The sequence below is a fragment of the Aequorivita sp. IT1183 genome, assembly GCF_058068265.1.
On record NZ_JBYRHS010000003.1, the window covers coordinates 415,645 to 442,559 of the forward strand.

The following is a 26,915-nucleotide window of genomic DNA, read 5'->3' on the forward strand; positions in this document are numbered from 1 at the left end:
TCTATTTACAAATAATAGGCTTCATTTATAAGTGAAACCCTTTCTATTTAACTCGGTAGCGTTTTGTATATTTGCGCTTTTAAAATTTAAACCATGTATACCAATTCTTTACAAGCCATTTCGCCTATAGACGGCAGATACGCTTCAAAAACTTCAAGTCTTATTCCGTATTTTTCTGAAGAGGCGCTCATCCGTTACCGCGTGCAAGTGGAAATTGAGTATTTTATTGCTTTGGTAGAATTAGATTTGCCGCAGTTAGCAGACTTCGACCGAAGTCTTTTTTCGAATCTTCGAGATCTTTATCTTGAATTTTCAGTAACAGACGCTGTAATTATTAAGGAAACTGAAAAGGTTACAAATCACGATGTAAAGGCGGTTGAATATTTTATAAAAGAAAAATTTGACGCATTAAATCTTCAGAAATATAAAGAATTCATCCACTTTGGTTTGACTTCACAAGACATAAACAATACTGCGATTCCGCTTTCATTAAAAGATGCCATCAACAACGTGTATGTGCCACTTTTAATGGAAGTTAAAAATAAATTGAAATCACTTTCCGAAGATTGGGCAGATGTTTCAATGCTTGCCCGTACGCACGGACAGCCGGCTTCTCCGACCCGTTTAGGAAAGGAATTAGAAGTTTTTGTAGTGCGTATTGAAGAGCAGTTCGATTTAATGAACGATATAAAAAGCGCTGCGAAATTTGGTGGCGCAACGGGTAATTTTAACGCTCATAAAGTTGCATATCCAGATGTAGATTGGCGAGCATTTGCTCAAAAATTTGTGCAAAATACTTTAGGGTTACACCACTCCTTCCCTACTACACAGATTGAGCATTACGACCATATGGCCGCTCTTTTTGACTGTTTAAAAAGGATAAACAATATTTTGATTGATTTAGATCGCGATGTTTGGACTTATGTTTCGATGGATTACTTCAAACAAAAAATTAAAGAGGGAGAAATTGGTAGCAGCGCAATGCCACATAAAGTAAACCCAATTGATTTTGAAAACAGTGAAGGAAACTTAGGAATAGCAAATGCTATTTTTGAGCATCTTTCAGCAAAACTTCCTATTAGCAGATTACAGCGTGATTTAACAGATAGTACGGTGTTGCGAAATATTGGGGTGCCAATTGGACATACACTTATTGCCTTTTATTCAACTTTAAAAGGACTCAACAAATTATTGCTAAACGAGCCAAAATTTAATGAAGATCTTGAAAATAACTGGGCGGTTGTTGCGGAAGCAATACAAACAATACTTCGCCGCGAAGGTTATCCAAATCCATACGAAGCTTTAAAAGGACTTACGCGCACAAACGAACGTATCAACCAAACTTCGATGGCTAACTTTATTGAATCTTTGGAAGTGCCGGAAAACGTAAAGCAGGAAATGCGAAACATAACTCCGAGTAACTACACGGGGATTTAAGAATACACAACACAAATTTTTTAGAGGAAAAAACCTCAACAATTAAGAAATAAAAAAAGGCTTCAACCCAAATTGGGAGAAGCCTTTTTCAACTATTAATCAACGAAAATTAATCTTTAAATATTTCTCCGAAACCTGTTAGTTTGGAGACATCCAAATCGCCACGTTCGGCAGATTCCATAAGTTTTAGCATTTGGTCTGGGCGCATATTTTCTCCCAGCAATCTGAAAACCGCAAAACCACGATTATCATCACTTGCAAATACAATAACCTCATTTATGGCATCTTCATCGCCAGTATATTTTAAGGTGGCGTTCCAGTCATTGCTTTTAATTCGGGTTAATTCTTTGTATTGCTCTTGGTCTAAAATAGCTTTCAATTCTTGTCTTTCCTGTACGTAATCGGCTGTGTCGCCTTCTATAATTGGATACGCAACTACATTCACTTTTTTAATAGTTTTCAGAATGTCCTTTTCCTCTTGGGTAAAGTCGCTATTTTTTCCTTGCAGCAAACTAGCGGCAATGTCCATTTTCACAAACTTATCGTCGTCCTGCTTTTCCACCAAATACTTCTGAAGTGATTCGTTACTACAGGAAGTAATGGTTAATAATCCGAGCACTAAGGCTATAAAATATCTTACAAGTACCATATTATTGTCTTTGCTTTTTATCAATATTTTTCAACTCTTCACTCCCAGGAACTTTTAGATCTTCGGTAAGTTTAGATATTTGTTTTAAATCTATATTTCCGGTTATGCTCATAATTACGGTTGTAGGTTTTCCGTCCACAATGCCATCCATATGCATCAACAGTTCGCTTACAAAGTTCTCGCTCTTTCCTTCTTTGCTGTAAAACCGTATATTTCTGCCGTCTTCTTTTATGCGCATCAATTCGCCTAAATTTTTAGAGGTTGAAATATATTTTGTTACAGCAGCATCCATTCTTTGCGAAACAGCAGGATTATCTGTAGTATATATTTTAATGTTCTCTAAATCATTAACCATTTTCAGGTATGCTTGAGCTTCTGGATCGGCAGAGTTTAAATCCATTTTACTCAAAAGTTTGAACATATTTTTTGTAACCACTACCGAAGTTACATCTTTTTCGTTTTCAAAGGAATCGAAAGCATTCTGTGCCCACGAAACCATTGGCGCTATTGCCAGTGCTACTAAAATTGCTATTTTTTTCATCGTTATTTATTTTTGTTTTGTTATTTCTGTTTTTTATTGATTTTGAAATTTTCAATCACAGCGTCTTTTGATACTGCGAAAGATAAACTCCGTTAAACTATTCTTTATTCAAAAATTTTATCTTTAGTATCTTCAAATTGTCCCACGAAAGTAAGTCGTTCTGCACCTTTATTTAAATTTTCGGAAAGTAGCAGCATTGCTTCTTTGCTTTTTTCAAAAGCCGCAACTGCTTCCTTTTCTTCTTGGGTATAATTGGGTTGTGAAAAATAGAAAGTACCTACCCCAAATGCTACTACAAGTATTGCCGCTACAGAGTACCACCAACTTTTAACGCTCGTTGACTTAGATTCAAGTAAATTGAATTCCTTAGTTGAATGCTCTGCTTTTGCGGCTTTTAAACCCGCAAAAATGGGTTGGTATTGAACAAATTCATCCGCAACGATTTCATTATTGAAATAATCTCGAAGCATTTTTTCTTCTGCAAGGCTGGTGTTACCTTCAAAATAAGCATCCAGCAGTTTTTTTATTTTAGCCAATTCCATAATTATATTTTTTTATCAATGCGTCCCTAACTGTTTTACGTGCACGGGAAAGTGCCACTCGTACTGCGGTTTCATTACTCTCAAGCATTTGCGCTATTTCGGAAAATTCAAATTCTTCCACATCGCGCAGCTGGAGTACGATTCGCTGTTGTTCGGGCAAAGTTTCCATTATTTTGAAAACCATTTCCACCCCGTCATTCGCTTCAATATTCTTTTCAATATTTTCAGAAGTTTGAAAATTGCTGTGTACAATCTTTAAATTTGATGCCTGCTTCGATTTTAACCGATCCAAACAATAATTCTTCGTCATTGTAATTGCAAACGCTTCGGGGTTTTTATAATTTTCAATGTCTTTTTTACCCTTCCATAATTTCAAAAATACTTCCTGTACAGCATCTTCAGCTTCATCTTTGGAGACCAAAATCCTCTTTGCTAAGCGGTAAAGCTTATCTTTAAAAGGCATTATTATCGTAATAAACTCGGTCTTTTCCATCTTGGTTGGTTGTGGTTGGTGTGCCGTCTATTTAAATGACGAACAGGTTGAGTTTTTGTTACATTCTTTTTTTGAAAAAAATCAAGACCTTCCATAAATACTCTTTCAATTCTAAATTTATTCACTTTGAAAAGTCTCGAAACAATTTCGACTAAAAAAGCATATTTTTACCATTACAATATAATCCCTAATTTACCTGTTTAAACAGAATACCTTAATAAACCTTTTTATGAAAAGAAAAATTTTCATTTCCCTTTTAGCTGTTTCAATCCTTTTTGTTTCATGTTTTGAAGATGCCGATGATAATCTTCAAACGGCTTCAACTCAAGAAATTCAGAATTTTATTTACCGCGGTCTAAATTATTTTTATCTGTACAAAGCGGATACGCCAGAATTAGCGAACGACGCCTTTGCAAATCAAGACGATTTAAACGCATTTTTAGACAACTATCAAACCCCTGAAACCCTGTTCAATTATTTATTGTCGCCTCAAGATAGGTTTAGCAGTTTATTCAGCGATTATACTTTAATTGAAAATGCGCTAAGTGGAATTACATTAAGCAACGGAATGGAATTCGGCTTAGTGTTTTATCCAGACAATAGTGGAAATGTTTTTGGTTATGTGCGTTACGTGCTCCCAAATACCGATGCACAGTCGCAAGGTTTAGTGCGCGGCGATCTTTTTACCACTATAGATGGCCAGCAAATAAACGAAAACAATTTTAATGATTTGCTCGCTGCAGATAGCTATTCTATCGGACTTGCAACTTACGATGGCACCAACTTTACCGCTACTGGTGAAACTGTGCTTTTAAACAAAATTCAATATAACGAGAATCCAGTTTACAAAGCCGAAACACTTACCGTGAATGGCAATAAAATTGGTTATTTAATGTACAACGGATTTATTAAAGATTACGATACTGAACTAAATAATGCCTTCGCACAATTTAAAGCTGATGGAGTAAGTAGTCTCGTTCTCGACCTTAGATACAATGGCGGTGGTTCAGTAGAAACTGCAACCGATTTGGCGAGTATGATTACTGGACAGTTTAACGGACAGATTTTTTACAAAGAATTTTGGAACGACGATCGTCAAGAGGAAAATGCAGAAGACGGTCTTTTTGATAACTCTATTAGCAACGGAAGCGCTATAAACAGTTTAAATCTTTCACAAGTTTATATACTTACAACCAGAAGATCTGCTTCTGCAAGTGAACTAGTGCTTAACGGACTAAAACCGTATATCGATGCTGTGCAAGTGGGCGACACTACTACAGGTAAGTTTCAGGCCTCCTTTTTACTTTACGATGCGCCTGCTCCACAATTTAGCAGAAGTGCAGCAAATCCAGGACATACGTATGCTATGCTTCCTTTAGTGTTTAAAACAGCCAATGCAGCTGGAACTACAGACTTTGTTGATGGTTTATTTCCACAAATTAATTTAAAGGAAAACTATTTCAATCTTGGTCAACTTGGTGATGAAAACGAACCATTGCTTGCTGCAGCACTATTCGAAATCGCTGGCAGACCAGTACCAAGAAACGCAGACGCTCCGCGTTTAAAGGAAATTTCAGACAGTAAAGCGAATTCTCCCATTAACGGAAAAATGATTGGGAATTAGATTAGGTAGCCTGTAAAAAATAAAGACTCCCTTAAATTTCAAAATTTAAGGGAGTCTTTTCATTAAAATCAGAAGCGTTTATTCGTTAAAATAAATTCCACCTGGAATTATACCAGTTTGCAAATCTTGAATTTCAAGGTTTGTAGAAAGATCAAATATTTTCAGCGAACCTTGGCTTGCAAAATCATTCGCATCAGTAGCATATAGCTTTCCATCTTTTGCTTGAAGCGCATAAAAGAAACCATTAATAATATCGCTTCCCGGTAAAGAGACTGATAAACTATTCAGTTTAGAAACCTTTCCATTCATTGCATATATAAGACTCGTTCCGTCCATTGTTAAGTTTGATGGGTGTTCAGTTGTTCCGAAATTATATGTGTTTGAAACTTGTCCGGTAGAAAGGTCAATTTTTACCAAAGAACCAGCTGTTTCGTTACCCGTGTAATCAGGATTTCCACCGCATAATACGAATAAGGAATTTCCAGAAACTACCATACTATTTGGCACATCGCCAACCGTAATTGTTCCGTCTAAACCGTTAGCAGAAATAATTGAAATCAAGTTATTCTGTCCGTAAGCTCCTTGATGAGCAACGTATACTTTCTCGTTATAAACAACCATTTTCTCAGGACCAAAAGCCACGGGAATTGTACTAGAAACAGTATTAGTTCTCAAATCTAAAACTGCCACATAATCGTCAGAATTATCATTTGGATCGCCCCAATTGGTTACATAGCCTTTGTTTCCATCAACACTCATAAAATATCTTGGATTGTTAATGCCCACTGTTATCGAATCTACACTCTCGAAAGTATAGCGATTGGCTATCATTATTTTATTCGAATTATTTACAACTATATAAGCATTCTCATCCTGAAAACCCATAGACTGAACTATATTACCCAAGTCAGATCCATTCACAGTTTTATAAATATTTTGAGAAACTGTACTGTAATCTTCAGATATGTATGTAATTGTTCCGCTTCCGCCACTAAACGGACCTTCATTAGTTATAAGGATTCCATTTTCAAAAGCTGCAGGAATAATTTCTGGTTGCACATCATCATCATCATTGCTACAGGATATAAAAAGCATCGTGGTTAAAGATAGAAACAATAGTTTTTTCATAATTTTCATTTGTTATATATTAAAGTTTAAGAATATTTGAAAGTTTCGGGAAGTCATTGGCCGATAAGCCACATTTTCGTAATAGGTATTAAAAACATTTTTGAATCTGCCACCTACCGTGATATTTGGATTAAATGGCAACACATATTCAGCTCCTAAATTAAAAACCGTAAAAGCATCGAGGCTCTCGCTATTGTCTGTAGTTGTGTATATTTCGCCGTTAAATAATCCTTGCGCATAAGCAGAGAAATTTGCGAAATTATATTGTAATGTGCCAGACGTTTTGTGAAACGGTACATAAATAAGCTGCTTCAGCTTTTCTAAATCTTCTGCTTTGGTATAGGAATAATTCGCACTAAAATCCAACGATTGCTGTTGGTTAATTTTCACAAAATAACCAACAGATGCTTCGAGGCCGTAATTTCGTGTTTTACTAATATTTATAGGCTCCCAAACATTGCCGCTGGCAGGAACCCATTTTATTAAATCTTCGGAAGAGATATAGAATGCCGCAAAATCTGCTTTCAAATTTCCAACGGAAAACTCCTGCCCCAATTCAATTTGATATGAAGTTTCTGGCTGCAAATTTAAATTGCCACCTGCGTACCAAAACAAATCATTAAAGGTTGGCACGCGATAGTTCTTTGAACCGTTTATACGAAGCGCATACTTTTCTGAAAGTCGCCATTTAGCATCAGCCGAAAAAAGAAATGGGTTGTCAAAATCATTCAGAAATTCTTTTCTAAAATTTAAACCGTAGCTAAAATCTTTCGAAATTTTATGATTTAACAGAATTACAGCAGCTAAAGTTTTTCGCAAATTCTCACCCACGTTGTCTCCAGTGGCATTTATGTATGTGTATTCAACTTTTGCGTTTAGCCGAAGTTTTTCCCGAAGAAAAACTTCAGATTGCAGGGCACTTATAAATGTGTTCGCACTGCCCTCGTCAAACAAAGGTTTTTCACTATTTGGATAATAGCGGTATTGTTCAAAAAGATGCGCAACGCTAGCTTTTGTTGTAAATAACCCAATTCTTTGCTGCAATTGCCAAAGGTTACGTGTTGCAATATCTTTATAACCGTCCTTGCCGATAGTATTTAAACTGCCAGAAAAATTACGGTCGTTATAGGTGTATTCAGAATTCCACGTAGCAACGCCATTCTTCAATTTTTTGGCACCATTTACATTAGCTGCTAAGCGCAGAAATTCACCGTGTTGATTTTTTTGGTTTTTACCCACATAATCGTAATCGTTATCAGAACTAGTAAAATCTACGCCTACATTTAAATAAAGGTTATCCCAAGATTGAGTAGTGGTTGCATTTCCGCCAATTGTAGAAAAACTTCCGTAACGAAGTCCGATTGCAGTAGTATCAATCTTTTCGAAGGTATATGTGTTGTTTAAATGAATACTTCCGCCAACGGCACCGCTGCCGTATTGCACACCGCCGCCACCGCTTCTTATTGCAATTTCATTGTAATTTAAAGGTGAAATAGTATTGAAATCTGTCTGTCCCGTAAAAACCGAATTTATATTGATGCCGTTCCAAACCACAGCAGTTTGAGCGGCGTTTGTTCCACGGAAAGAGGGAGATGAAACCATTCCGAAACCATTTTCTTTAAAGTAGATTGAAGTATTGTAGCGAAGCGTTTCAGTTAAAGAAGTGGCATTTCTTTCAACAACAGAATCATTGAGTTTTTCTAGTTTGAACCCTTTTGAAAAATGAATGAGTTTTGCATCGGTAAGCATCACTTCCGGCAATTGCTGAATGCTATCCAGTTGCGCGTAGGCAGAAACCGTACACAGCAAAAAAAATAAAATAATATGGATACTAGTTTGTTTCATAATTCAACCTTTATCCCGAAAGTTTGATATTTTTAAATTATGAATCTGGCAGGTCTCCTGGCTTGTCTTTTGTGCTACCTTCCCATCAGCCTATGACTGACAGTGGTTTTTGAAGTTATGCACGCCCAAAATATATTGGGACGACTTACAGTTGCGGGAACAGCTTCGGGTTTTAACCGAATTCCCTTTTAAAAGCATTTTCCAGTGTGGAAAACTGCTTACCAAAATTCATCGCAAAAATAGACTTTAAATACTAGTACACCCAAACAAAACCATTATTTTTGGGGATGCAAAAATTTGTCTTCATTATAAGTTGCTTCCTTTTTTTTACCGCTTGTAAAAACACCAATAACGATATTCAATCATCCGATACCTCAAATGCTGAAGGAATATTGACGGATATAAAATACGCCAAAGGTTTTGAGATAGCCACTTTTGACGGTTACAAAACCATCACCCTAAAAAACCCGTGGCCCGGAACCGAGAAAACATTTACGTATGCTTTAGTTGAAAAAAACGGTGCGATTCAAAATCCTGAAAAGTATGACGCAGTAGTTGAAATACCAGTTAAACGAATTGTTGTTACTTCCACCACACACATTCCTTCTTTGGAAATGTTGGGGGAAATTGAAACATTGGTCGGTTTTCCTAATCTCAACTATATTTCTTCGGAAAAAACACGACAACTAATTGTAGCCGAAAAAGTAAAAGAGCTCGGTAAAAACGAAGATATCAACACCGAAATTTTAATCGAATTAAATCCCGAAGCAGTAATTGGTTTTGCGGTTGACGGAAATAATTCTGCTTTTGCCACCATTCAGAATACAGAGATTCCTGTGCTTTATAATTCAGATTGGACAGAAACTTCACCTTTGGGAAAAGCAGAATGGATTAAATTTTTTGGAGTACTTTTCAATAAAGAAAAAGAAGCAGATAGTATTTTTAAAACTATTGAAACCGATTATAACGCTGCTAAGAAAATTGCTTCCAAAGCAAAAGAAACCCCCACAGTTATTAGCGGGGCAATGTACAAAGACGTTTGGTATATGCCGCAGGGTGATAGTTGGGGCGCACAATTTATAGACGATGCCAATGGTGATTATCTTTGGAAAGATTCAGAAGGCACTGGCAGCCTCGCATTAAATTTAGAATCTGTTTTGGAGAAAGGCCAAAATGCAGCATATTGGATAGGTCCCGGACAATTTACAAGCCTAGACGAGATGAAAAATGCGAGCCAAGTATATGCCCAATTTGAAGCGTATAAAACTGCAAACGTTTATTCTTACAGTATGAAAAAAGGCGAAACGGGCGGTGTGATTTATTATGAATTGGCACCCAATCGTCCAGATTTGGTTTTAAAAGATTTAATTAAAATTCTACACCCAGAGTTGTTTCCGGAGCACCAATTTTACTTTTTTGATAAATTGAATTAATGCAAACTACCCAAACATTTCGCCTTCAATTTGCGGTGCTATTTATAGCGCTCATTGCTGCGTTTTTGGTGAATTTGAGCATCGGATCGGTTTCAATTCCTATTGATGAAATTATTTCTGTCTTCATTGGCAACGGTGCTTCTAAAGAAACTTGGCGCTATATATTGATGGATTACAGACTACCAAAAGCAATTACAGCAATACTTGCCGGTGGCGGTTTGGCTGTTTCGGGATTGCTAATGCAGACCTTGTTTCGCAACCCGTTGGCCGGTCCTTTTGTTTTAGGATTGAGCAGCGGCGCGAGCCTGGGTGTTGCCATTTTAATATTGGGTGCAAGTACCTTTGGCGGAATTTTTGGAACTTTACTACTAAGTCAATGGAGCCTTGTCGTGGCTTCGGCATTAGGTAGCTTTTTAGTCCTTTTAGCCGTTTTGGCGGTAACTTTCAGAATAAAAGACACCATGGCAATTTTAATAATTGGTTTAATGTTTGGCAGTGTTACTACCGCTGTGGTTTCGGTTTTGTCTTATTTCAGTAATGCAGAACAGCTTCAGCAATACATTTTTTGGTCTTTTGGAAGTTTGGGAAATCAATCGTGGCAAGGCGTATTAATTTTAGGAATTTGCTTTTTAGCAGGTTTAACATTGAGTGTTTTCAGCAGTAAATCTTTAAACGGTTTACTTTTAGGTGAAAATTATGCGAAAAGCATGGGCTTACACATTAAAAGAACAACCTTCATAATAATTTTGGCAACTAGTATTTTAGCAGGAAGTATTACGGCTTTTGTTGGGCCAATTGCCTTTGTAGGGCTTGCGGTGCCACATTTGGTGCGTCAGTTTTATAAAACCTCAAACCATTTCGTCTTATTGCCCGCGGTTCTCATTTGCGGAAGTTTGCTGCTGCTGATTTGTGATACCGTGGCACAATTACCTTTTAGCGAATTTACGTTGCCCATTAATGCAATCACTTCGCTTATTGGTGCGCCGGTTGTAATTTGGTTGTTGGTTCGAAAACGAAAACTTTTCTTTTAATGAATTCAGAAGAAAAAAATATCATTTTAGAAGTACGTAACCTCTCTGTGGGTTACTCAAAAAAAGGAAGCGATTCTGTGATTGCTGATGCAATCAATTTTTCAATCTTAAAAGGTGAATTAGTTGGTTTGGTTGGCGCAAACGGAATTGGAAAATCTACATTACTACGCACATTAACGGGAATGCAGGTCGCTTTAAATGGCGACGTTTTTCTGAATAGTAAACGCTTAAACAAATATTCTTCCTTTCAACTCGCCACACAATTAAGTGTAGTTTTAACCGAAGCGCCCGCCTCAAAAAATCTTTCGGTTTTAGAAATGGTTTCGTTGGGAAGGCAACCGTATACTAATTGGATTGGCTCTCTTTCCGAAGAAGATAATAAAGCAATTCGTTTTGCTTTGGAAGCCACAGACACCGCTACCCTCGCCCACCGAAAATGTTTTGAATTAAGCGACGGACAGATGCAACGTGTGGCGATTGCACGGGCTTTGGCGCAGGATACGCCAATTATTATTCTAGATGAACCCACAACCCATTTAGACATTTATCACCGTGCATATGTTCTAAAATTACTGAAGAAACTAGCTTCAGAAACTCAGAAAACTATTTTCTTTTCAACCCACGAAATAGATTTAGCCATTCAACTTACAGACAAAATGTTGGTAATGGCAACGAACGAAACTTATTTTGACGATCCCTGTAAACTGATTGAAGCAGGAAGATTTGATGCACTTTTCCCCAAAGAAACTATAGATTTTGATGGAAAAACTGGTCGGTTTACCATTCGCAAATAGATATATTTACTTTAAATTTTACTGTAATGAACGAAACATTTCTATACCTCTTATTGGCTGCAATAAGCATTTTAATTGGAGCGTTTTTAGGTAATTACTTTGCGCGTTTAAAAAGTAAAACTGAAACTAGCAAACTAGAAGCGCAGCTTGAAAATGCGCAATTTCAAGAGAATAAACTAAACGAGCGATTTGAGAAAGCTTTGCGCGAAGGTGAAGCAATTAGGAAGGAAAAAGAATTTCTCAACATGGAACTTACGCGGCGAAATTCAGAATTTAATAATCTTGAGATTCGCAACCGCGAACAGAAAGAAGAAGTTGAAAAACTGCAGGAAAAATTCACAAAGGAATTTGAAAACCTTGCGAATAAAATTTTGGATGAAAAATCTACAAAATTCACCAAACAGAATAAAGATAGTTTGGAGATAATTTTGAATCCACTTCAAGAAAAAATAAAAAGCTTCGAAAAACGGGTTGAAGATACCCATAAAGAGAGCATTGATCGCCACGCAATGCTTCGTCAGCAAATTATCGGTCTTAAAGAATTGAACGAGCAGATGAGCAAAGAAGCTACTAATCTAACAAGAGCACTGAAAGGCGATAGCAAAATTCAGGGTAATTGGGGTGAATTAGTTTTGGAGCGCGTGCTGGAAAAAAGCGGACTGGAAAAAGACCGGGAATATTTTGTGCAAAACAGTTTTACCACAGAAGAAGGCCGCCGAGTACTGCCCGATGTTGTGCTGCACTTGCCCGATAATAAAAAGATGATAATTGATTCAAAAGTTTCACTTGTTGCGTACGAGCGCTTTGTGAACGAAGATGATGAAGATTTGCGCGCCCGCTTTTTGAAGGAACACATTGCTTCACTTAAGAAACATATTGAACAATTAAGCGCTAAAAACTATCACACGCTCTACGAAATAGAAAGTCCAGATTTCGTGCTACTTTTTGTTCCAATAGAACCCGCTTTTGCTGTGGCAATTAACCAAGACAATAATATTTATAATCAGGCTTTCGAAAAAAATATAGTTATAGTTACACCTTCAACGTTACTTGCCACATTGCGTACTGTGGACAGTATGTGGACCAATGAAAAGCAACAACAAAACGCCATTGAAATTGCCACGCAAGCCGGCCGTCTTTATGATTCTTTCGTGAATTTAACCAACGATCTTTTAAAAGTTGGGGCGCAATTAAATACTGTACAAGGAAGTTATGACGGCGCAATGAAAAAACTTACCGGACAAGGAAATCTAGTTTCAAGAGTAGAAAAACTGAAAAAACTTGGCGCTAAAGCCAATAAAAGCATTGACGATAAATTGCTGAATAAAGCCCTAAATAATGGGGATGAAGACTAATAAAATAATGATATATTTACCCTTTCAAAATTAAAAAACCCCAAATTAAATGAAATCAAAATTACTCCTTCTAACTATTTTATTCTCAGCAATTACCGCCTTTTCACAAACTAATTTTGAACCAGGTTATATTATTCAAACCAATGGTACAAAAGTAGATTGCTTAATAAAAAATGAAGACTGGAAAGGAAGTCCGACTACATTTATTTATAAACTTGGGGAAAATGGGGAGACTAAAATAGGAACTCTTGCCAATGTAAATGAATTTGGTTCCGGCCAATCTTTTAAATACGTAAAAGCAACGATTAAAGTAGACCAATCTAGCGATAATATAAATTCTCTTACGGATAATCGCAATCCTGAGATGAAAGAAGAAACACTTTTTCTAAAAACATTGGTGGAGGGTAAAGCATCACTTTATTTCACTTCAAGAGAAAACATATCGCTTTATTTTTATAGTAAAGATGGCGGAAAAATAGAACAGCTAATTTATAAAAGATATATGGTTACCCGAACTAAAATGGGTAAAAACGAACGCTATAAACAACAACTTGCTACAGATTTAAACTGTACTTCCTTAAATGAGAATAGTTATGAAAGCCTTCAATACAAACACTCTAATTTGGTTAATATAATTACTAAATATAACAAATGCGAAAATGCTGAAACTATCGAATTCAAAAAGAATTCGCAGAAAGCTAAATTTAATTTAAGCATACGTCCGGGGGTAACTTTTTCTTCTTTTTCAATGCAAAGAAGAGGTGATGAACAATTAAACTTTGACAGCAACACCGGTCTAAGAATTGGCTTAGAAGCAGAGTATGTACTTCCCTTTAATAATGGTAAATGGTCTATTTTTATTGAACCAACTTACCGAAACTATAAAGCCGAGATGGAATATCTGTATGTAGATATGCTTACATTTCAGCGATACACACTTATATCGGTAAATTACGAATCTATTGAGCTTCCGATAGGTGGGCGTCATTATATGTATTTAAATAAAAACGCAGCATTTTTTATTGATGCTGCAGTTATAATGGATTTAACAACGCTGGGGTCTGAAGTAAATTCAAGTAATGAAACCAGCTACGATCTTAATGTTATGGCTGATGCTGCGGTCGCTTTCGGGGTAGGATTTAGATTTAAAGATAAATACAGCATAGAAGCTAGGTACCACAGTTCGCGTAAGCTTTTAAACTACGACAATATAGATTCAGCATATAATTCATTTGCCATAATTGCTGGGTTCAATTTTCTATAAAAGCTGCGGATAAATTGATTATTTTTAGAGAATGAAAAAAGTTCTCTTTATAATCCTAGGAAGTATTTTGGCTTTGTATCTACTTTACTTCGCCTTTGTCTATTTTGTGCCTTACAGTGAAGGAACACGCGCAGGCGAGCTAATAAAGTTCAGTCATCGCGGAGTGGTTATTAAAACTTGGGAAGGCGAAATAAGCCAAGGTATTAGCGGCGCGCAGATTTTTTCCTTTTCAGTTTTGGACCAAGATAAGGACGTTATTAAAAATTTAAAGAAATTCCAGGGTAACTATGTGAAGGTTACTTATATTGAACGATTTGCAAGCTTTGCAATTTGGGGTGAGACAAATTATTTTATTACCGATGTTGAATTAGAAAATTCGCCTCACTTCAATCGAAATTAAATTAGGCTAACTTTCCCGAATTACTTTTTGGCGATTTTTAGGGTGGTTTGCATATTTTTTGAAATAACTTTCACAAAATACAAACCACTATTTAACCTGCTCATATCCACTTGGGTTACTTTGCCCATTCCTTTTCCTTCCGAAACAAGTGTACCCAATACATTATAAACTTGGTAGCTATCAATTTTGAAAATAGAAGAAATAGTAAGATTATTTTTTACCGGATTGGGGTAGAAATTTAGATTTTTTACAAACTTATCTTCAGTAGAAAGCTTGTTAACAACCGTAACTTTGCCGTGCATTAAAGGGTTCGAATCGTTTTGGTACTCCGTTACCCCTGTTTTTGAAAAAGTATACGAAAAGTCGTTATTCACGTCTTTTAATGTACCGCTATCAAAATATTCACTTCCGTTGGGAAGGGCAGTCACACTTTTTTGAGAAGCATCGGTCCACGTCCATAGAACGGTGTCGCCAACCTCAATTGTTGGACTGGCAACAGATTCGTTAATCCCTTGTTCCCACGCAATTTCAACAACATTCTGCGCAGCGAGGATGTTAATTGCAATAAAACAAAAGAACATTGTAATTTTTTTCATAAATGAACGGTCTAGTAGGTTAGTAATCTAATTTACGAAAAATTATTAACACAAAATCTGATGATAACGAAATATACTGTTATTTACTTAGATACATTTTTCTACGTGCGTAAAGGTCGTAAAACGCATCATCTTTTAAACTATCTATAAAAAGTATGCTCTCGCCGGTACTTTTCATCTCTGGGCCTAATTGTTTGTTTACGTTCGGGAATTTGTTGAAACTAAACACAGGTTGTTTAATTGCAAATCCTTCTAGCTTCGGGTTAAAGTTAAAATCGGTCACTTTGTTATGGCCTAACATTACTTTGGTAGCGTAATTAACATAAGGTTCGCCGTATGCTTTCGCAATAAACGGAACCGTACGCGAAGCTCGTGGATTGGCTTCAATAATATATACTATATCATCTTTTATAGCGAACTGAACATTTATTAAACCAACCGTATTTAATGATTTAGCTATTTTAATTGTATGGTCTTTTATCTGTTGCATTACAAATTCACCAATATTAAAAGGTGGCAATGTTGCGTTTGAATCGCCCGAATGAATTCCACAAGGCTCAATGTGTTCCATTATTCCAATGATGTATACATTTTCACCGTCGCAGATTGCATCGGCTTCTGCTTCAATAGCACCATCTAAATAATGATCTAACAACAATTTGTTATTCGGAATTTTACGAAGCAAATCTACCACGTGCTCTTCCAATTCTTTTTTGTTGATTACAATTTTCATTCCCTGACCTCCCAAAACATAAGAAGGACGAATTAAAAGTGGAAAGTCAAGTACATCGGCAAGCGCTAAAGCTTCTTCCGTTGTTTCGGCAACTCCAAATTCTGGGTAAGGAATGTTATTTTCTTTTAAAATATTCGAAAAACTTCCGCGGTCTTCGGCTAAATCTAAAGACTTATAGGTTGTTCCAATAATATTTATACCGTAGCGATCTAGTTTTTCAGCAAGTTTCAATGCTGTTTGTCCGCCCAATTGAACAATAACGCCTTCGGGTTTTTCGTGACGAATTATGTCGTAAATATGTTCCCAAAAAACAGGTTCAAAGTAAAGCTTGTCTGCAACGTCAAAATCTGTAGAAACAGTTTCGGGGTTACAGTTTATCATTATTGTTTCGTACCCACATTCTGCAGCTGCCAATACACCGTGCACGCAACAGTAATCGAATTCGATACCCTGCCCTATCCTATTTGGGCCAGAACCGAGTACAATAATTTTCTTCTTTGCAGTTACAATACTATCGTTTTCAGCGTAGGCTTTTTCACCCTCTAGCTGCATTTCATTCTCAAAAGTAGAATAGTAATAAGGTGTTTCCGCTTTAAATTCTGCAGCACAAGTATCTACTAATTTATAAACGCGTTGAATATTCATATCCTCACGTTTCTTATAAATTTGGCTTTCCAAACATTTCAGCATATGCGCAATCTGTCGATCGCCGTAACCTTTTTGTTTAGCTTCCAAAAGCAATTCTCTCGGAAGTGTTTCCAAAGTATATTTTGAAATCTCCTTCTCCAAAAGATATAATTCTTCGTATTGACGAAGAAACCACATATCAATTTTAGTGATTTCGTGAATTCTACTCAAAGGAATTCCGATCTGAATTGCATCATAAATTACAAATACACGATCCCAACTTGCATTTTTCAGTTTATCGAGAATTTGCTCGTAGTTAGTGTAGCTTTTTCCGTCGGCGCCAATTCCATTTCTCTTAATTTCTAGAGATTGTGTAGCCTTGTGAAGCGCTTCCTGAAAAGAACGGCCAATACCCATCACTTCTCCAACGGATTTCATTTGCAATCCTAAAGTTCGGTCTGATCCTTCAAATTTATCAAAATTCCAACGTGGAATTTTCACAATTACATAATCTAAAGTCGGTTCAAACAACGCTGAAGTAGATTTTGTAATTTGGTTTTTTAACTCATCGAGTCTATAACCAATTGCAAGTTTAGTTGCTATTTTAGCGATTGGATACCCCGTTGCCTTTGAAGCCAACGCTGAAGAGCGAGACACACGCGGGTTAATTTCAATTGCAATTATTTCTTCATCTTCATCAGGGCTCACTGCAAACTGAACATTACATCCACCTGCAAAATCGCCAATGCTACGCATCATCAATATTGCCATATCTCGCATTCTTTGAAAAGTGCGATCATTTAGCGTCATTGCTGGAGCCACTGTTATGGAATCTCCTGTGTGGATTCCCATTGGGTCCATATTTTCAATGGTACAGATAATAACCACATTATCATTATTGTCGCGAAGTAGTTCTAGTTCGTACTCCTTCCAACCCATCATTGCTTTATCAATCATCACTTCGTGAATTGGAGAAATCTCCAAACCGTATGATAAAAGCTCATCAAAATCTTCTTCTTTGTAAACGATGGACGCACCCGCGCCACCTAAGGTGTAAGAGGCTCTAATAACCAGCGGGAAACCAAACTCCTGCGCAATTTCTTTTCCTTGTAAGTATGAATTTGCTGTAGCTTGAGGCGCCATTTTCACGCCTATTCTTTCCATCAATAATCTAAACTTTTCACGGTCTTCTGTAATGTTTATGGCGTCAATATCTACACCTATTAGCTTTACGCCAAAATCTTTCCAAATTCCTTTTTCATCTGCTTCAATACACAAGTTAAGTGCTGTTTGCCCGCCCATTGTTGGCAAAACAGCATCTATTTGTGGATGCTCTTTTAATATTTTTACGAGTGATTTTGTAGTAAGTGGCAATAAGTAAATATGATCGGCCATAGAAGGATCGGTCATAATCGTTGCCGGATTGCTATTAATCAAAATGGTTTCTATCCCATCTTCGCGCAAAGAACGAAGCGATTGTGAACCGGAATAGTCAAACTCACAAGCTTGACCGATTACGATAGGACCTGAACCAATAATTAGAACTGATTTTATGGAAGGGTTTTTAGGCATTTTGTTTACTTTTTCGGTGCTGCAAAATTACGGCACATTAGGGTATAAAAAAAAGGTGTTGCTTAGTTAAACAACACCTTTTATATATAATTTATCAACATTATTTTTTGTGACGACTTTCAGTAGATACAGATAGTTTCTTTCTGCCTTTCGCTCTGCGGGCAGCCAATACCTTTCTTCCGTTTACAGAAGCCATACGCTCTCTAAAACCGTGTTTGTTTCTTCTTTTTCTTTTTGATGGCTGAAATGTTCTTTTGCTCATTATAGTATTCTTTAACTTCCGTTATATCTTTAGACACTCTACCCTCTTCAAAAGTTGGGCTCGTTTGCCAAAGCAGTTATTTGCGTAGGCGGGTGCAAAAATACAACAAGTTTTCACTTAGGCAAACCTTTTTTGAAAAATATCTGTATTTTTTTTCATTCCTAATTTAACGTCACTATATTAAATACGCAGATAAAAGAAATTCCCTTCAAAGCTACAAAATATTCTCAAAAAGCATTTGGTTTTTATACCTTTGCAGGCTCTTATAAAGATGACACATGTTTAACAAAAATATAAAATTAGTTTTGGCTGCATTGGTAATTGGTGCAGCTGTTTGGCAATTCACCGAAACAAATATCGGCAACGGCATAATGTTGATATTACTTGCATTGATGTTCGTTTTTCTCTACTTTAAGAATGAAATCATCCTGCTTGCCTTTCTTCGTCTTCGGAAACAAGATTTTCCAGGTGCAAAAAAATGGTTAGATAAAATAAAAAACCCAAGCGGCGCTTTAGTGGCTAAACAAGAAGGTTATTACAACTATTTAAACGGTTTAATGATTTCGCAAACCAATATGGTTGAAGCCGAAAAGCACTTCAAAAAAGCTGAAAAGTTAGGTTTAAATATGTCTGCAGACATGGCAATGACAAAACTAAACCTTGCCGGAATTGCGATGACCAAAAATCGTAAGCGCGAGGCAGAACAGCTTATGACCGAGGCTAAAAATCTGGACAAACACAATATGCTGGACGATCAAATAAAAATGATGAAGCAGCAAATGAAGAAAATGGGTCAACCTCGCCAACAATTTGGCAAGAGTGGTCGTGGCGGCGGCGGCAGAAAATTTTAAGTTAACTCCCTCAGCTTCCTGTTTTTAAGCATATTGCAGTTAATCGATTTTAAACCACCCTTGGTCGAATAGCCGAATAAGAGACTATGTAAAAGCTTATCTTCACTAAAAGCATTTTGCTTATGGAAAGAAAGCTACTTTACCTGTTCTTATTACTATTCTTTTCCGCACAATCACAGATTGAGCAAAGGACTTTTTTTTCTGAAGCTATTGGAAAAAACATAAAACATTACACGAGAAATTCGCAAAAAGCATACGCCGAGCAGAATTTTGAACGTGCTGAGTTCTTATTTGATTCCCTAATAAATAACGTGGTAAATGGTAGTTATCTTGACAACTTCAAAGTGCGAAAACTTTCAAGTAGAAAAACTACGCTTTATAAGTTTGAAAAGCCAATTTTCTTAATGACCTACGCATCTTGGTGCACACCCGGTATTGGAGAAATTCCCGCTTTAAACGAAATTGCTGAAAAATATTACAAAGACATAGATTTTGTAATTCTGTTTTGGGATTCAAAAGAAAGTGTTCGCAAATCTACACACGATTATTCTAATAGAATAAATATAATCTACGTAGATGAAAAGGAGAATACAAACGACCACGTGGTCGAAATAATGAAGCACAGCCTTGGTTTTCCCACTTCATTTTTTATAGATGAAAACAAACGTATTGTAGATGTTCGGCGAGGCGCACTTCACCCTTATAACGAAAAATACGAGATTTCTTTCGAGCTAAACTACAATTCCTTTTTAAACGGAATTTCACTTCTGAAAACCTTGGTAGACGACGATAAATCGCGATTTGCTTCAAAAGAAAACCCGTAGAAATTTTACTTTATACGGGTTTTAAAATTTTATAATTAAGGTCTACTTATAATAACCCTTTTCAGGAATTTCAATAAAATATTCCTTTCCCGAAGAATTTTTAAGATACGTATCACGCAGCCACGGATTGTGAAGCTTCAAGATTTTATAGTTAATTCCATAGGGTTTAATCCATTCTGCCCAATCTTCAACCGCAGTATCCACTTTTACCTGATAAGTAGGAATGTTAGTATAAAGATCCTTTTCTCTAAAGTTGAAACCATATTTTTGCGGATTCTCCATTATTTCTTTTATCGCTAATATTCTAAATACATACCTGCTGGTTTCGGTATTTAGTAATAAATCGTAATAACTGGTTTCTTTCTGACGGTTTATTTGTTTGTTCATTCCTCCTACTCCCGCATTGTATGAAGCAGCAGCCATCGTCCAGCTACCAAATTTATTTTTAGATTTCTTTAAATATTCTGCCGCTACCATTGTGGCTTTTTCAAGATTATAGCGTTCGTCTACATAATCATTTATCTCAAGTCCGTATTCTAATCCGGTGCCTTTCATAAAATGCCAAATACCTGAAGCACCCGCTGGCGAACTTGTAAATTCTAAGCCACTTTCAGCCACAGCTAAATATTTAAAATCATCTGGCAAACCATATTTTTTCAAAAGGGGTTCTATTAACGGAAAATACCTATTTGCCCGCTTAAAAAGCAGAAGCCCATTGGACTGCCAATAGGTGTTAACCAAAAGTTCCCGATCCATTCGCTCTCTAATATCTGGATTGTAAAGTGGAACAGATTCACCCGCAAATTCCATTTTTTCAGGTAATGGAAGCGCGTAAACATTATAGTCGTTAACTAATTTCTTCTCAAGATTTGCATCTGTCGGCGCATCCTGCACCGCGTTAATACTCACGGCGCTCACCGCTAAAATAGCGATACCTACTCCTATTTTACCTATCATTTTCATCTGTATAATCTTTTTATTTTTGAATATTTCTTAAGCCTTTATCATATTTTGGAATGCCTTAATTGCTAGTTTTAACTTTAAATAAGAGAGAATAACTTGCAACTTATAAAATACGAATTTTTTAATTAAAGATAGTGAATTCAGCTACTTTTTAAACCGGAATGCAATAATTATTCCTCGAAAATTTCCAAAAGTTTTTCCGAAATTTTCCTGCCTTTATTTAAAATCATAATATGTGTTCCGCCTTTAATAACTTGGCAATTATCAATATATTTTATTGGGAAGACCATATCTTTTTCACCGTGGAGATGAACAATGTTATTAATTTGTTCTTTCCGATCCCAAGTAATCATTTTTTCGAGTGCCCAGTCTAAATATTGTTTATCGCGAACGTGAAGATATTCCTGATAAAGAGACAACCTTTTCTGGGTTTTAGGTCCAATTGAAAACTTGGTTAAATCGTCTACACTTAAAACCAAACTCGTGGGAATTAACTTATATGCCTTGGTGAAACTAGCAAGCTTGATACGTCGTGGAAGCTCATTTCTAGATTTCACACTCGAAATAATAATGAGTTTTTTCAACTTTAAAAACTCGCTCATTTCTTGCACCACTACTCCTCCAAAAGAAACGCCAATCAAGATTGCATTCTTTTCTTTTACGCGCAAAGCCATCCTTTTTGCATAAACTTCTAAAGCTTCCCCAATTTCGGGAATTAGCCACTCCAAAATATGGATTTCGTATTTTTCAGTAAATTTAATGTTTCTAAAAATTTCACTTCCGGCAGCCAAGCCAGGAACAAAATAGACATGCATTGTTACAGAGTTCATAAGTCTTTTGTGAAGAAAATGGTAAAGCCCAAAGATTATTCGTAAATTTACGAATACAAAGATAGAATTATATACTAGTTTCTTATCAACTGAATAATATCAGTCATAATTTGCTTTGAAAACAAATCGAACAACCAGTAATTGCTTAAACAAAAATAGATTTTTATTCTACCAAATCATCTATATAATAGCCCATCCCCTTCACTCCATTACAAACACATTATTCCAAATCTAAAATAAATCATAATGATTGAAGATGTAGAAATTACCGATAACGAATTTTTAAGACAGTTCGAACTAGAAATTGGCGACAATATGGCTCGCATAGAATACGCACTGCAGGACCGAAAAATATTTCTTACCAAGTATGAAATGTCTGAAGAACTCGAAGAGCAAGGCTTTAGAGAAATTTTTATTAAAGCCGTTTTTGAGGAAGTAAAAAACCGAGGCATTAGCTTAGTACCAACAAGTCCAGAAGTTGCTGGTTTTATGCGAAAAAACCGTAGAAAATATAAGGATTTATTGCCAGTTGGTATAAATATTTAAGCCAAGGCAGCTTCCGTCACCTTAAACCGAACTAAACCATCTTCATCAATTTCGGTGAGTTTAATTTCTTGTAAAGTGTTTACTAATTCTGGATTCCAGGGTGCTTTCACTTTTACGTAGTTTTCGGTGAAACCGTGAATATAGCCTTCTTTATTTTCGCCCTCAAAAAGAACAGTTCGGATTGTTCCAAGTTGACTTTCATAGAAAGCTCTTCGCTTTTTTGCGGAAAGCCCACGCAACATTTTACTGCGTTTGCTTCGCACTTTTGTAGGCACCACATCTTCCATTTCGGCGGCAGGTGTATTGTCTCTTTCCGAATACGTAAAAACGTGTAAATACGAAATATCAAGTTCATTTAAAAAATGATACGTTTCTAAAAACCGTTCATTCGTTTCTCCTGGAAATCCAACGATTACGTCAACGCCTATGCAGGCGTGCGGCATTACTTCGCGAATTTTAGCAACACGCTCTGTGTAAAGCTCGCTCATATACCGACGGCGCATCAACTTTAAAATAGCATCGCTCCCACTTTGCAATGGAATATGGAAATGCGGAACAAAAGTTTTCGATTTTGAAACAAATTCTATGGTTTCATTTTTCAAAAGATTAGGTTCAATTGAAGAAATACGAAGTCGCTCAATACCTTTCACTTCATCTAAAGCCTTTACAAGGTCCAGAAAAGTGTGTTCGTGTTTTTTATTTCCGAACTCACCTTTTCCATAATCACCGATGTTTACGCCTGTTAAAACGATTTCCTTAATTCCCTGTGCTGAAATATCTGATGCATTTTGCAAAACATTATCCAAAGTATCGCTTCGCGAAATACCGCGAGCAAGCGGAATAGTGCAATACGTACATTTATAATCGCAGCCGTCCTGAACTTTCAAAAAAGCGCGGGTTCTGTCGCCAATAGAATACGATCCCACGTAAAAATCTGCATCTTCTATATCGCAGGAATGCACTTCGGCTTTCCCTCTTATTCGGTCGGGCACAGAAAGTAAATCGTTAATATATGAGGTAAGTTTAAATTTTTCTGTTGCACCCAATACCAAATCAACGCCATCAACATCTGCCAATTCGTGTGGTTTCAGCTGGGCGTAACACCCCACTGCTGCAACAAATGCTTCTGGATTCGCTTTTTGTGCGTGCTTAACAATGGTTTTAAAACGCTTATCAGCATTTTCAGTTACGCTGCAGGTATTAATAACATAAATATCTGCTTTTTCAGAAAAATCTACGCGGTCAAAACCCTCTCCTTCAAAACTTCTGGCAATTGTAGAAGTTTCACTGAAGTTCAGTTTACAGCCTAACGTGTAAAAAGCGACTTTTTTTGGTGCGTTCATTATTGTATTTTTGGCAATTGAGGGCACAAAAATACAAACTAAAATCGGTTCCCAAAAACACATGCAGAAGCCTTTAAAAAATCTAATACTACTATTTTCAGCCTGTTGCGCCTCACTCTTTTTGCTATCCTGCGGAAATGACATAGAAACAGATCGAGACCATCTCGTTTTCCGCTATAACGAGCACGGAAACATTCCAACGCTAGACCCTGCCTTTGCTCGTAATCCACAAGCTATTTGGCCAGACAACCAGCTTTATAATGGATTAGTTCAACTCGACGATTCGTTGAATATTAAACCAGACATCGCCAAAAGTTGGGAAGTGAATGATTCAACTTATACATATACATTTTACCTGAGAGACGATGTTTTTTTTCACCAAAACAAAGCTTTTGCACAAGATGGACTTCACGAACCAACCCGCTATACACGAAGAGTTGTAGCGCAAGATTTTGTATATAGTTTTGACAGACTTACTGACGAAAAGGTAGCCTCTTCCGGAAGTTGGGTGATGAATTACGTAAAAAGCTACAAAGCTCAAGACGACAACACATTGGTTATTCAACTAAAACAACCGTTTCCTGCGTTTCTGGGATTGCTTTCAATGCGCTATTGCTCGGTAGTTCCGAAGGAAGCCGTGGAATTTTACGGAAATGAATTTAGAAGAAATCCTGTGGGCACCGGTCCTTTTCAGTTTAAAATGTGGGAGGAAAATGTAAAACTGGTATTCCGAAAAAATCCTCTTTATTTTGAAAGAGATGAAAACGGAGAAAAACTTCCCTATTTAGAAGCCGTAGCAATCACTTTTCTACCCGATAAACAGAGTGAATTTTTACAATTCGCACAAGAAGAACTCGATTTTATTTCAGGTTTGGACGGTAGTTATAAAGACGAACTTTTAACTACTCACGGCAAACTTCAGTCAAAATATGAAGATATGGCCTACATGATTACGGGGCCGTATTTGAACACGGAATATCTCGGTTTTTTCCTCGGTACGAATACGCCCGAAATACAAAGCAAAACCTTACGCCAAGCTATAAATTATGGTTTCGACCGTCAAAAGATGGTAATGTATTTGCGTAATGGAATGGGTATTCCTGCCACTCACGGTTTTATTCCGAAAGGATTGCCAGGTTACGCCGAAATAGACGGATACTCTTATCAACCCGAAAAAGCACAGCAATTAATTGAACAATATAAAATAGAAACTGGCGATTCAAAACCAGAGATAACCATTGGTACGAATAGCCAATATTTAGATTTATGCGAATATGTGCAACGCGAGCTTGAAAAACTTGGAATTGCCGTAACGATAGACGTAATGCCGCCTTCCACGCTTCGCCAGATGAAGAGCAGCGGAGAGCTAGATATTTTTAGAGCTAGCTGGATTGCAGATTATCCCGATGCCGAAAACTATCTTTCACTATTTTACAGCCCTAACTTTGCGCCAAATGGCCCTAATTATATGCATTTCAAAAATCAGCTTTATGATAGTCTTTATGTGAAATCGCTTTCAATTTCAAATATTGACGAACGTAAAGTATTATACACAAAAATGGATTCTATTATTGTAGATGAAGCGCCCGTAGTGCCTTTGTTTTATGACATGGCTGTTCGTTTTGTAAACAAAAAAGTTTCGGGTTTGGGTATTAATCCACAGAATTTTTTGATTTTGAAGTACGTAAAGAAATCAAAATAATTTGTAAATTACTTTTTTAAAAAAATAAAAAGTAATCTATGGGATTTGGAGGTTCGGCAGCCGCAATGGCACAATCAATTCGCAATAATGCGAAGCAACTAGCCAAACGAGATAAATATTTTAAAAAAGACGTTGTCTCTTCCAACGAAAACTACGGCAAAATTGTTGACTACAAAAAAATGTCGCCTGCCCAGTTTACTGCCTTTAAACAAAAATTAAAAGAGAACGAATTACGCCGTCAAAAACGTTTAACTATTGTTTTTGGCGGCGTAATGTTGGTAGTAGTTGGTGTGTTGATTTACTTTTTATTTTTTCATTAGGCTTTTCGCCATTTTGCAGTTTCTTCAAAAACGTGCTCTAAAATCTTTGCCTCTGTTTCTGTGAACTCAATATTTCTTCGGCTCATAACCACTTTTGCAACTTCAAAAGCCTTATCGGTTTTGTAGGTTGTGAAACCTCCACTACCACCCCAACTAAAGCTGGGAATGTAATTTCGAGGAAAACCGCTGCCAAAGATATTCGCACTAACGCCTACAACTGTTCCAGTATTAAACATTGTATTAATGCCACATTTGCTGTGATCGCCCATCATCATCCCACAGAATTGTAATCCGGTTCTCGCGAAACCTTCAGTTTCGTAATCCCAAAGACGAACTTCAGCGTAGTTATTTTTTAAGTTTGAATTGTTTGTGTCAGCACCCAAATTGCACCATTCTCCTATAACAGAATTGCCTAAAAACCCATCGTGCCCTTTATTCGAAAATCCAAAAAGCACAGAGTTGTTCACTTCTCCCCCAACTTTACAATGTGGACCAATGGTAGTGTTACTATAAATTTTAGCACCCATTTTCAAAGTAGAATGTTTGCATAGTGCAAATGGGCCACGCACTAATGCGCCTTCCATAATTTCGGCATCTTTCCCAATATAGATTGGTCCTTCGGAAGCATTTAAAGTGCAAAATTCTATTCTTGCGCCTTCTTCAATAAAAATATTTTCGGGGTTTTTTGCCCAAACTCCTTCGGGAATAGGTTGCGATTCACGGTCTTTGGTAAGCATTTCAAAATCGCGCTTTATCGCTTCACCGTTTTTTGAGAAGATATCCCAAGTGTGCTCAATTCGCAGAATGTCGTTGTGCTCGTATTGAATTACATCAAAAGTGTCAAAATCTACTTCCTGTCCTTCTGTTGTGAAAAAAGCAATTGGTTCGTCATCAAAAAATACAGCTTGATTTTCTGATAAGCCTTTAATTATGTTCGCCAAATTTTCTGAAGGAAGAAAGGAAGCATTTATTAAAATGTTCTTTTCCAATTCTAAAAAAGGATATTTTTCAGAAAGATAATCTTCGGTTACTGTAGTTGTAGTGAAACCTAAAAGGTGTTCCCACTTTTCGCGAATGGTTAAAATACCCACACGGATATCTGCCACTGGGCGCGTAAATGTAAACGGTAAAAGCTGGTTACGGACGCTGCCGTCAAAAAGGATGTAGTTCATTTTTTGCTTTAAAATGTCGTTTAGACTCTGCTTAACGA

The 26,915-nt window shown here is 36.7% G+C and carries 26 protein-coding genes and 1 riboswitch; of the genes, 13 read left to right on the forward strand and 13 right to left on the reverse strand.

The window, feature by feature from the left end; all coding sequences use genetic code 11:
* The first annotated feature begins 93 nt into the window (after positions 1-93).
* Positions 94-1,437, forward strand: a complete 1,344-nt coding sequence (gene purB / locus AC3RVF_RS07480; protein ID WP_489693102.1) for an adenylosuccinate lyase — start codon at positions 94-96, stop codon at positions 1,435-1,437.
* Between the two features lie 109 nt (positions 1,438-1,546).
* Here purB and AC3RVF_RS07485 read toward each other — a convergent pair whose 3' ends face one another.
* The 4 genes from AC3RVF_RS07485 to AC3RVF_RS07500 all read right to left on the reverse strand — a co-directional run bounded on the left by AC3RVF_RS07485 (position 1,547) and on the right by AC3RVF_RS07500 (position 3,662).
* A complete protein-coding gene (locus tag AC3RVF_RS07485) occupies positions 1,547-2,086 on the reverse strand; it encodes a DUF4252 domain-containing protein (protein WP_489689557.1) in 540 nt (179 codons plus the stop codon).
* Between the two features lies 1 nt (position 2,087).
* Complete coding sequence (locus AC3RVF_RS07490; protein ID WP_489693103.1) at positions 2,088-2,627, reverse strand: DUF4252 domain-containing protein; 540 nt, start codon at positions 2,625-2,627, stop codon at positions 2,088-2,090.
* Between the two features lie 104 nt (positions 2,628-2,731).
* On the reverse strand, positions 2,732-3,169 hold the full coding sequence (locus tag AC3RVF_RS07495; protein WP_489693104.1) for a hypothetical protein: 438 nt from the start codon (positions 3,167-3,169) through the stop codon (positions 2,732-2,734).
* A complete protein-coding gene (locus tag AC3RVF_RS07500) occupies positions 3,156-3,662 on the reverse strand; it encodes an RNA polymerase sigma factor (RefSeq protein WP_489693105.1) in 507 nt (168 codons plus the stop codon). The genes AC3RVF_RS07495 and AC3RVF_RS07500 overlap by 14 nt, the downstream gene beginning before the upstream one ends.
* A gap of 229 nt (positions 3,663-3,891) precedes the next feature.
* On the opposite strand from AC3RVF_RS07500, the gene AC3RVF_RS07505 reads away from it, so the two are divergent.
* Complete coding sequence (locus AC3RVF_RS07505) at positions 3,892-5,286, forward strand: S41 family peptidase (RefSeq protein WP_489689553.1); 1,395 nt, start codon at positions 3,892-3,894, stop codon at positions 5,284-5,286.
* A gap of 78 nt (positions 5,287-5,364) precedes the next feature.
* On the opposite strand, the gene AC3RVF_RS07510 is transcribed toward AC3RVF_RS07505, so the two are convergent.
* Together AC3RVF_RS07510 and AC3RVF_RS07515 are read right to left on the reverse strand one after the other, a co-directional pair.
* A complete protein-coding gene (locus AC3RVF_RS07510) occupies positions 5,365-6,414 on the reverse strand; it encodes a YncE family protein (RefSeq protein WP_489689552.1) in 1,050 nt (349 codons plus the stop codon).
* A gap of 12 nt (positions 6,415-6,426) precedes the next feature.
* Complete coding sequence (locus AC3RVF_RS07515) at positions 6,427-8,259, reverse strand: TonB-dependent receptor (protein ID WP_489693106.1); 1,833 nt, start codon at positions 8,257-8,259, stop codon at positions 6,427-6,429.
* A 30-nt stretch (positions 8,260-8,289) separates the two neighbouring features.
* Positions 8,290-8,501, reverse strand: a riboswitch (cobalamin riboswitch).
* A gap of 45 nt (positions 8,502-8,546) precedes the next feature.
* On the opposite strand from AC3RVF_RS07515, the gene AC3RVF_RS07520 reads away from it, so the two are divergent.
* Genes AC3RVF_RS07520 through AC3RVF_RS07545 form a run of 6 tightly spaced genes read left to right on the forward strand, consistent with a single transcriptional unit; the run spans position 8,547 to position 14,536 of the window.
* Positions 8,547-9,692 carry an ABC transporter substrate-binding protein gene (locus AC3RVF_RS07520; RefSeq protein WP_489693107.1) on the forward strand — a complete coding sequence of 382 codons (1,146 nt, stop codon included), beginning with the start codon at positions 8,547-8,549 and terminating at the stop codon, positions 9,690-9,692.
* Complete coding sequence (locus AC3RVF_RS07525) at positions 9,692-10,723, forward strand: FecCD family ABC transporter permease (RefSeq protein WP_489689549.1); 1,032 nt, start codon at positions 9,692-9,694, stop codon at positions 10,721-10,723. The genes AC3RVF_RS07520 and AC3RVF_RS07525 overlap by 1 nt, the downstream gene beginning before the upstream one ends.
* A complete protein-coding gene (locus AC3RVF_RS07530) occupies positions 10,723-11,517 on the forward strand; it encodes an ABC transporter ATP-binding protein (RefSeq protein WP_489693108.1) in 795 nt (264 codons plus the stop codon). Before AC3RVF_RS07525 ends, AC3RVF_RS07530 begins: the two co-directional genes overlap by 1 nt.
* A 26-nt stretch (positions 11,518-11,543) precedes the next feature.
* Positions 11,544-12,872 (forward strand): DNA recombination protein RmuC, encoded by a 1,329-nt coding sequence (locus AC3RVF_RS07535; protein ID WP_489693109.1) that lies wholly within the window; start codon positions 11,544-11,546, stop codon positions 12,870-12,872.
* Positions 12,873-12,921: 49 nt separating this feature from the next.
* Positions 12,922-14,136 carry a porin family protein gene (locus AC3RVF_RS07540; RefSeq protein ID WP_489693110.1) on the forward strand — a complete coding sequence of 405 codons (1,215 nt, stop codon included), beginning with the start codon at positions 12,922-12,924 and terminating at the stop codon, positions 14,134-14,136.
* Positions 14,137-14,167: 31 nt separating this feature from the next.
* Positions 14,168-14,536: a 6-phosphogluconate dehydrogenase gene (locus AC3RVF_RS07545; RefSeq protein WP_489693111.1), complete on the forward strand. Its 369-nt coding sequence runs from the start codon at positions 14,168-14,170 to the stop codon at positions 14,534-14,536.
* 20 nt (positions 14,537-14,556) lie between these two features.
* Here AC3RVF_RS07545 and AC3RVF_RS07550 read toward each other — a convergent pair whose 3' ends face one another.
* The 3 genes from AC3RVF_RS07550 to rpmH form a co-directional block, all read right to left on the reverse strand.
* Positions 14,557-15,132, reverse strand: a complete 576-nt coding sequence (locus AC3RVF_RS07550; protein WP_489693112.1) for a T9SS type A sorting domain-containing protein — start codon at positions 15,130-15,132, stop codon at positions 14,557-14,559.
* A 79-nt stretch (positions 15,133-15,211) separates the two neighbouring features.
* The gene (carB, locus tag AC3RVF_RS07555; RefSeq protein WP_489693113.1) at positions 15,212-18,064 is read right to left on the reverse strand and encodes a carbamoyl-phosphate synthase large subunit; all 2,853 of its coding nucleotides are present in this window, start codon (positions 18,062-18,064) and stop codon (positions 15,212-15,214) included.
* Between the two features lie 100 nt (positions 18,065-18,164).
* On the reverse strand, positions 18,165-18,326 hold the full coding sequence (rpmH, locus tag AC3RVF_RS07560; protein WP_111882075.1) for a 50S ribosomal protein L34: 162 nt from the start codon (positions 18,324-18,326) through the stop codon (positions 18,165-18,167).
* A gap of 278 nt (positions 18,327-18,604) precedes the next feature.
* Between rpmH and AC3RVF_RS07565 the strand changes: the two genes are divergently transcribed.
* A complete protein-coding gene (locus AC3RVF_RS07565; protein ID WP_489689542.1) occupies positions 18,605-19,177 on the forward strand; it encodes a DUF2892 domain-containing protein in 573 nt (190 codons plus the stop codon).
* Between the two features lie 122 nt (positions 19,178-19,299).
* A complete protein-coding gene (locus tag AC3RVF_RS07570; RefSeq protein WP_489693114.1) occupies positions 19,300-20,001 on the forward strand; it encodes a TlpA family protein disulfide reductase in 702 nt (233 codons plus the stop codon).
* 42 nt (positions 20,002-20,043) lie between these two features.
* On the opposite strand, the gene AC3RVF_RS07575 is transcribed toward AC3RVF_RS07570, so the two are convergent.
* Entirely contained in the window at positions 20,044-20,964 is a 921-nt protein-coding gene (locus AC3RVF_RS07575; protein WP_489689540.1) for a lytic transglycosylase domain-containing protein, read from the reverse strand.
* A gap of 170 nt (positions 20,965-21,134) precedes the next feature.
* Positions 21,135-21,794 carry an alpha/beta hydrolase gene (locus AC3RVF_RS07580; protein ID WP_489689539.1) on the reverse strand — a complete coding sequence of 220 codons (660 nt, stop codon included), beginning with the start codon at positions 21,792-21,794 and terminating at the stop codon, positions 21,135-21,137.
* Positions 21,795-22,040: 246 nt separating this feature from the next.
* On the opposite strand from AC3RVF_RS07580, the gene AC3RVF_RS07585 reads away from it, so the two are divergent.
* Positions 22,041-22,340, forward strand: coding sequence for a GNAT family N-acetyltransferase (locus AC3RVF_RS07585; RefSeq protein WP_489689538.1), 300 nt, complete (start codon positions 22,041-22,043; stop codon positions 22,338-22,340).
* Here the strand turns inward: AC3RVF_RS07585 and mtaB are convergent.
* Entirely contained in the window at positions 22,337-23,683 is a 1,347-nt protein-coding gene (gene mtaB / locus AC3RVF_RS07590; RefSeq protein ID WP_489689537.1) for a tRNA (N(6)-L-threonylcarbamoyladenosine(37)-C(2))-methylthiotransferase MtaB, read from the reverse strand. The two genes, AC3RVF_RS07585 and mtaB, sit on opposite strands and share 4 nt — an antisense overlap.
* A 61-nt stretch (positions 23,684-23,744) precedes the next feature.
* On the opposite strand from mtaB, the gene AC3RVF_RS07595 reads away from it, so the two are divergent.
* Complete coding sequence (locus AC3RVF_RS07595; RefSeq protein WP_489689536.1) at positions 23,745-25,385, forward strand: ABC transporter substrate-binding protein; 1,641 nt, start codon at positions 23,745-23,747, stop codon at positions 25,383-25,385.
* Positions 25,386-25,423: 38 nt separating this feature from the next.
* Positions 25,424-25,705 carry a hypothetical protein gene (locus tag AC3RVF_RS07600; RefSeq protein ID WP_489689535.1) on the forward strand — a complete coding sequence of 94 codons (282 nt, stop codon included), beginning with the start codon at positions 25,424-25,426 and terminating at the stop codon, positions 25,703-25,705.
* Here the strand turns inward: AC3RVF_RS07600 and AC3RVF_RS07605 are convergent.
* Complete coding sequence (locus tag AC3RVF_RS07605; protein ID WP_489689534.1) at positions 25,702-26,877, reverse strand: GlmU family protein; 1,176 nt, start codon at positions 26,875-26,877, stop codon at positions 25,702-25,704. The genes AC3RVF_RS07600 and AC3RVF_RS07605 overlap by 4 nt on opposite strands.
* Between the last annotated feature and the right edge of the window lie 38 nt (positions 26,878-26,915).

Coding starts and splice junctions, on each gene's coding strand:
- purB (WP_489693102.1), top strand. CDS start 94: ATGTATACCAATTCTTTACAAGCCATTTCGCCTATAGACGGCAGATAC.
- AC3RVF_RS07485 (WP_489689557.1), bottom strand. CDS start 2,086: ATGGTACTTGTAAGATATTTTATAGCCTTAGTGCTCGGATTATTAACC.
- AC3RVF_RS07490 (WP_489693103.1), bottom strand. CDS start 2,627: ATGAAAAAAATAGCAATTTTAGTAGCACTGGCAATAGCGCCAATGGTT.
- AC3RVF_RS07495 (WP_489693104.1), bottom strand. CDS start 3,169: ATGGAATTGGCTAAAATAAAAAAACTGCTGGATGCTTATTTTGAAGGT.
- AC3RVF_RS07500 (WP_489693105.1), bottom strand. CDS start 3,662: ATGGAAAAGACCGAGTTTATTACGATAATAATGCCTTTTAAAGATAAG.
- AC3RVF_RS07505 (WP_489689553.1), top strand. CDS start 3,892: ATGAAAAGAAAAATTTTCATTTCCCTTTTAGCTGTTTCAATCCTTTTT.
- AC3RVF_RS07510 (WP_489689552.1), bottom strand. CDS start 6,414: ATGAAAAAACTATTGTTTCTATCTTTAACCACGATGCTTTTTATATCC.
- AC3RVF_RS07515 (WP_489693106.1), bottom strand. CDS start 8,259: ATGAAACAAACTAGTATCCATATTATTTTATTTTTTTTGCTGTGTACG.
- AC3RVF_RS07520 (WP_489693107.1), top strand. CDS start 8,547: ATGCAAAAATTTGTCTTCATTATAAGTTGCTTCCTTTTTTTTACCGCT.
- AC3RVF_RS07525 (WP_489689549.1), top strand. CDS start 9,692: ATGCAAACTACCCAAACATTTCGCCTTCAATTTGCGGTGCTATTTATA.
- AC3RVF_RS07530 (WP_489693108.1), top strand. CDS start 10,723: ATGAATTCAGAAGAAAAAAATATCATTTTAGAAGTACGTAACCTCTCT.
- AC3RVF_RS07535 (WP_489693109.1), top strand. CDS start 11,544: ATGAACGAAACATTTCTATACCTCTTATTGGCTGCAATAAGCATTTTA.
- AC3RVF_RS07540 (WP_489693110.1), top strand. CDS start 12,922: ATGAAATCAAAATTACTCCTTCTAACTATTTTATTCTCAGCAATTACC.
- AC3RVF_RS07545 (WP_489693111.1), top strand. CDS start 14,168: ATGAAAAAAGTTCTCTTTATAATCCTAGGAAGTATTTTGGCTTTGTAT.
- AC3RVF_RS07550 (WP_489693112.1), bottom strand. CDS start 15,132: ATGAAAAAAATTACAATGTTCTTTTGTTTTATTGCAATTAACATCCTC.
- carB (WP_489693113.1), bottom strand. CDS start 18,064: ATGCCTAAAAACCCTTCCATAAAATCAGTTCTAATTATTGGTTCAGGT.
- rpmH (WP_111882075.1), bottom strand. CDS start 18,326: ATGAGCAAAAGAACATTTCAGCCATCAAAAAGAAAAAGAAGAAACAAA.
- AC3RVF_RS07565 (WP_489689542.1), top strand. CDS start 18,605: ATGTTTAACAAAAATATAAAATTAGTTTTGGCTGCATTGGTAATTGGT.
- AC3RVF_RS07570 (WP_489693114.1), top strand. CDS start 19,300: ATGGAAAGAAAGCTACTTTACCTGTTCTTATTACTATTCTTTTCCGCA.
- AC3RVF_RS07575 (WP_489689540.1), bottom strand. CDS start 20,964: ATGAAAATGATAGGTAAAATAGGAGTAGGTATCGCTATTTTAGCGGTG.
- AC3RVF_RS07580 (WP_489689539.1), bottom strand. CDS start 21,794: ATGAACTCTGTAACAATGCATGTCTATTTTGTTCCTGGCTTGGCTGCC.
- AC3RVF_RS07585 (WP_489689538.1), top strand. CDS start 22,041: ATGATTGAAGATGTAGAAATTACCGATAACGAATTTTTAAGACAGTTC.
- mtaB (WP_489689537.1), bottom strand. CDS start 23,683: ATGAACGCACCAAAAAAAGTCGCTTTTTACACGTTAGGCTGTAAACTG.
- AC3RVF_RS07595 (WP_489689536.1), top strand. CDS start 23,745: ATGCAGAAGCCTTTAAAAAATCTAATACTACTATTTTCAGCCTGTTGC.
- AC3RVF_RS07600 (WP_489689535.1), top strand. CDS start 25,424: ATGGGATTTGGAGGTTCGGCAGCCGCAATGGCACAATCAATTCGCAAT.
- AC3RVF_RS07605 (WP_489689534.1), bottom strand. CDS start 26,877: ATGAACTACATCCTTTTTGACGGCAGCGTCCGTAACCAGCTTTTACCG.